Annotated in this window: 4 protein-coding genes; all 4 read left to right on the top strand. The window is 33.9% G+C overall.

The window, feature by feature from the left end; all coding sequences use genetic code 11:
* Window positions 1–29 precede the first annotated feature (29 nt).
* The 4 genes from AC4AGG_RS15600 to AC4AGG_RS15615 all read left to right on the top strand — a co-directional run bounded on the left by AC4AGG_RS15600 (window position 30) and on the right by AC4AGG_RS15615 (window position 3891).
* Window positions 30–635: a hypothetical protein gene (locus tag AC4AGG_RS15600; RefSeq protein ID WP_489772944.1), complete on the top strand. Its 606-nt coding sequence runs from the start codon at window positions 30–32 to the stop codon at window positions 633–635.
* Window positions 636–962: 327 nt separating this feature from the next.
* On the top strand, window positions 963–1574 hold the full coding sequence (locus AC4AGG_RS15605; RefSeq protein ID WP_489772945.1) for a DUF4136 domain-containing protein: 612 nt from the start codon (window positions 963–965) through the stop codon (window positions 1572–1574).
* A 94-nt stretch (window positions 1575–1668) separates the two neighbouring features.
* Window positions 1669–1905 carry an HP1242/YdcH family protein gene (locus AC4AGG_RS15610; RefSeq protein WP_489772946.1) on the top strand — a complete coding sequence of 79 codons (237 nt, stop codon included), beginning with the start codon at window positions 1669–1671 and terminating at the stop codon, window positions 1903–1905.
* A 195-nt stretch (window positions 1906–2100) separates the two neighbouring features.
* Window positions 2101–3891, top strand: a complete 1791-nt coding sequence (locus tag AC4AGG_RS15615; protein WP_489772947.1) for a hypothetical protein — start codon at window positions 2101–2103, stop codon at window positions 3889–3891.
* Window positions 3892–3962: the final 71 nt, after the last annotated feature.

Below are 3962 nucleotides of genomic sequence, written 5' to 3' on the forward strand. Positions count from 1 at the left end.
AAACTTATTAACCTTTAAAATTTTGAACCATGAGAAAAATCTCAAAATTACCAGTATTGTTGTTCTCTTTCCTGTTAATGTGGAATTGTTCATCAACAAGCATGGTCAACTCTTACGCTGACTCTAGTGCAAAAACAGTAATTAATAATGCAAAAAAAGTGTTCGTTGCTTCATTGTTGAAGGATGAAGGCTCTAGCAGAAATGCTGAAATGGCTATTTGTCAGGCTTTTGGAAGTCGGGCTGTACCAGCTTATACAATGATGAGCAACCTTACCAAAGATAATGCAGATAGTTATCTTAAAGATCACGGTTTTGATGTAGCCGTAGTAAGTAGATTGGTATCTGTGGATAAAAATCTAGATTATGTCCCTGGTAATTACGATACGTTTCCAGGTTATTATGGAGGCTTTTATGGGTATTGGGGCATGGCATATTCTGATTTTTATGACCCTGGCTATTATCAAACTACCAAAAATTATAAAGTAGAAACTAATATTTACGACCTAGTCTCTAATAAATTGGTTTACTCAGCAGTGACAGATACGGTGGATCCTTCAACGGTAAATAGTGGAATGGGTGATATCATTTCATCAATAAAATCGGATCTCCAGAAAAAAGGTATCATTAGCAATTAGTTACTAATTGCCAATCATATAGATCTAAATTTGTTTTTAGGTAAAGCGACTTTCTTAGTCGCTTTGCTTTTTTTATGAATCGAAATTGGAAATAATTCATATAAATCAATCATTATTTAAGATATTTTTTTTCATTTAATTTCATCAATATAATTTCTTGCAAGGGTTTAGAAAAAACTTAGTAATTTTGCTATCCCGATTGGTTAAGAAGGCCAAAAGGAGGTTATAGAAAATATAGATGCATATAAGTCTTATTATGCAATTGTTGCGATTTAATAAGTTTGGTGCATTGTTGTTTTTCAATTAGATAAAAAAAATATAAATGTTATGAGAAAAATGTTGAAAGCATCAGTTCTGATGCTTGTCGCTTTAGTGGCGTGGAGTTGTTCATCTACCAAAATTGTTAACTCTTACACGGATCCAACAGCTAAAACCGTAATTCCTAATGCAAAAAAAATTATGGTGTCTGCTTTATTCAAAAGTCAAGCTGCGGTAAGTAATGCCGAATCTACAATTTGCAATGCCATTGGAAGCAAAGCGGTTCCCGGCTCTTCGATGATGGCTAATCTGACAAAAGATGAGGCAGAGGATTATCTTAAGGCTAATGATTTTGATTTAGCAGTGGTAAGTAGAATGGTATCTGTTGAAGAAAGTAAAGATTATGTTCCGGGTAACTACAATTCTTATCCTGTGTATTACAGAGGTTTCCGTGGATATTGGGGAGTAGCCTATAGCAATTATTATGATCCTGGTTATTATGAAACGACTAAAAGCTATAAGGTAGAGACTAATGTTTATGACCTCAAAACCGATAAATTGGTTTATTCTGCTATTACAAGTACTTATGAACCATCTAGCTTCAGTAGCGGTATGAACGATGTTGTTGAAGCAATTAAAGAAGATATGCAGAAAAAAGGAATTATTAAAGCTAATCAATAGGAGAAGAGACTAATATCATATTGATTTGTCTCATGTTGAATCTATGACCAGAATTGCTTAACTTTAAGTATTCAAAATAATAAATTTTATTGTCATGGAAAATCATACCTTGGTGCACGAATTCCCAGAGTTTGAAGCCAAAATTTCAGAGTTAAAATTAAACGACGATCAATTTAGAAAGATGTTTGTGAATTATGAAGAGGTTAATGCGCTTATTTTGCATTATGAAGAAGGAGAACAAAATCACACAACAGACGAGCATTTGACCGAACTTCGAAAGAAAAGGGTTCATCTCAAAGACGAATTGTATAACTACTTGCATGCGAGATAAAAATAGAGCGACTTTCTGAGTCGCTTTTTTTGTGGACAATATTTAGCTTTTTATTCTGTTTAACAATAATAGAGTTATTGATTTTGACATGATTTTTATTTTTCGTAGAAAATCTATCAGCTAATTTTATGCAGAGCATAAAATTATGATTATCTTTGGGACTCTTTATTTTAAATTAAAACTTAAAGACATTTTATGGAATCAATAAAACGTATACACAATTTTCATATTCCGGTGATGGGTTTGGCATTTACCATTGATAGCCCTATTCGAGTGGCTCATTTCGGGATAGACTCTGTAATTTCGATTGCAGATGACGAATTGATAGAGAAAATGTCAGCTTTCTATGCAGAAAAATTCAAAAAACCTTACGAAGAAATTTCTAAGAAAGTAGAAGACTTCCGAGCAAAAAGGATTACCAATTATCTTAATTTGGTGGACCAAATTGTTAAAGAGAAGGTGGAAATTTTCAAAAATGATTTGTTAGAAAAGAAATCAGAATTAGAAAATTTCATCAATATGTTGCCTACTCAATCAGAGTTGAAGCTAAAATTGGATGAATTTGTAGAAAAAGGGAAAACTAATTTTAGTGAGCTGAAATCTGTGATCGACCAGTATCTACAGCCGGGAAGCATTGATGTTAACATCATGACCAAAGTAGATAAAGATAACTTCGAGAATGGACAGCAGTTACCAGTAGAATTTAACGATGCACATGCTTCTCTGAGAGGTTTCGCTAATTCTAATGTTAATTCTTCAATTGTGTTTTCAGCAGGGATGAATCCGCGATTGTTCAGCTATATTGAGAATTTTGACGGTTTTTATCCAGATGCTGATGGCAATATCAAAAAGAAGATCATTCTTAAAGTGAGCGACTACCGTTCGGCTGTTATTCAAGGGAATTTTTTAGCAAAAAAAGGAATTTGGGTTTCTGAATACAGAATTGAATCAGGATTAAATTGTGGAGGACATGCTTTCGCAACCGATGGATTGTTGATGGGACCTATTTTGGAGGAATTCAAAACCAAAAAGGAAGAATTAATTGCTTCTGCTTCAGTAATTTTAAATAAAGCTTTGGAGGATGAAGGAAGAGTAATTCCTAAAGAGCCATTGTCTTTGAAAATAACTGTACAAGGAGGAGTCGGAACAGCCGAAGAACATCAAATGTTATTGGATCTTTATCAAGTAGATTCTGTGGGTTGGGGAACACCTTTTTTATTGGTTCCTGAGGCGACAAGTGTAGATTCGGAAACAAGGAAATTGTTAGCTGGTGCCAAAGAAGAGGATTTGTATCTGAGTAATATTTCGCCTTTGGGAGTGCCTTTCAATACTATAAAAGGGACGACTAATAGCTTTTACAAAACCAAAAGAATCGAAAACGGAAAGGCAGGAAGTTCTTGCCCAAAAAGATTATTGGCTTTGAGCAAGGAATACGATGATGAAGGGATTTGTACAGCTTCTAAGAAATATCAAGACATTAAGTTGAATGATTTGAAGGTGCAGAATCTTTCACCGGAAGAATACCAAAAACAATTTAATAAGATTACGGATAAGTCTTGTCTGTGTGTTGGTTTGGCTAATGCCAGTTATTTGGATTTAGGAGTTCCTGTAAAAGGTCAGGAGCAAGGCGTTGTGGTTTGCCCTGGTCCTAATATGGCTTATTTTTCCAAAGAAGTGAGTCTCAAAGAGATGACGCAGCACATCTACGGAAGCAATCCTTTTGTGATGGACGAGAGTCGTCCTAATTTATTTGTGAAAGAATTGGATTTGTATCTTGACTATTTCAAAAAGCAATTGAACGACATCAAAGAAATGACCGCTCAGGAAACAAGAAAATGGAGCAAATTCAAAAACAATCTTAAAGAAGGAATCGAATATTATATTGACCTGTTCCAAAAACATCAATTGTTTGGTCAGGCTAATGATAAAAATATTAACCAGTTGAAAGTACTTGAAAACGAATTGGAAAGTATCAAAATTGGTTAGGATTAGTGATTAAATTATTGAATTAGGCATTTAAGCAATAATTTGTTTGTAAGAGATTGGTTTTGATATAA

This window comes from Chryseobacterium sp. CG10_8 (genome assembly GCF_058117085.1).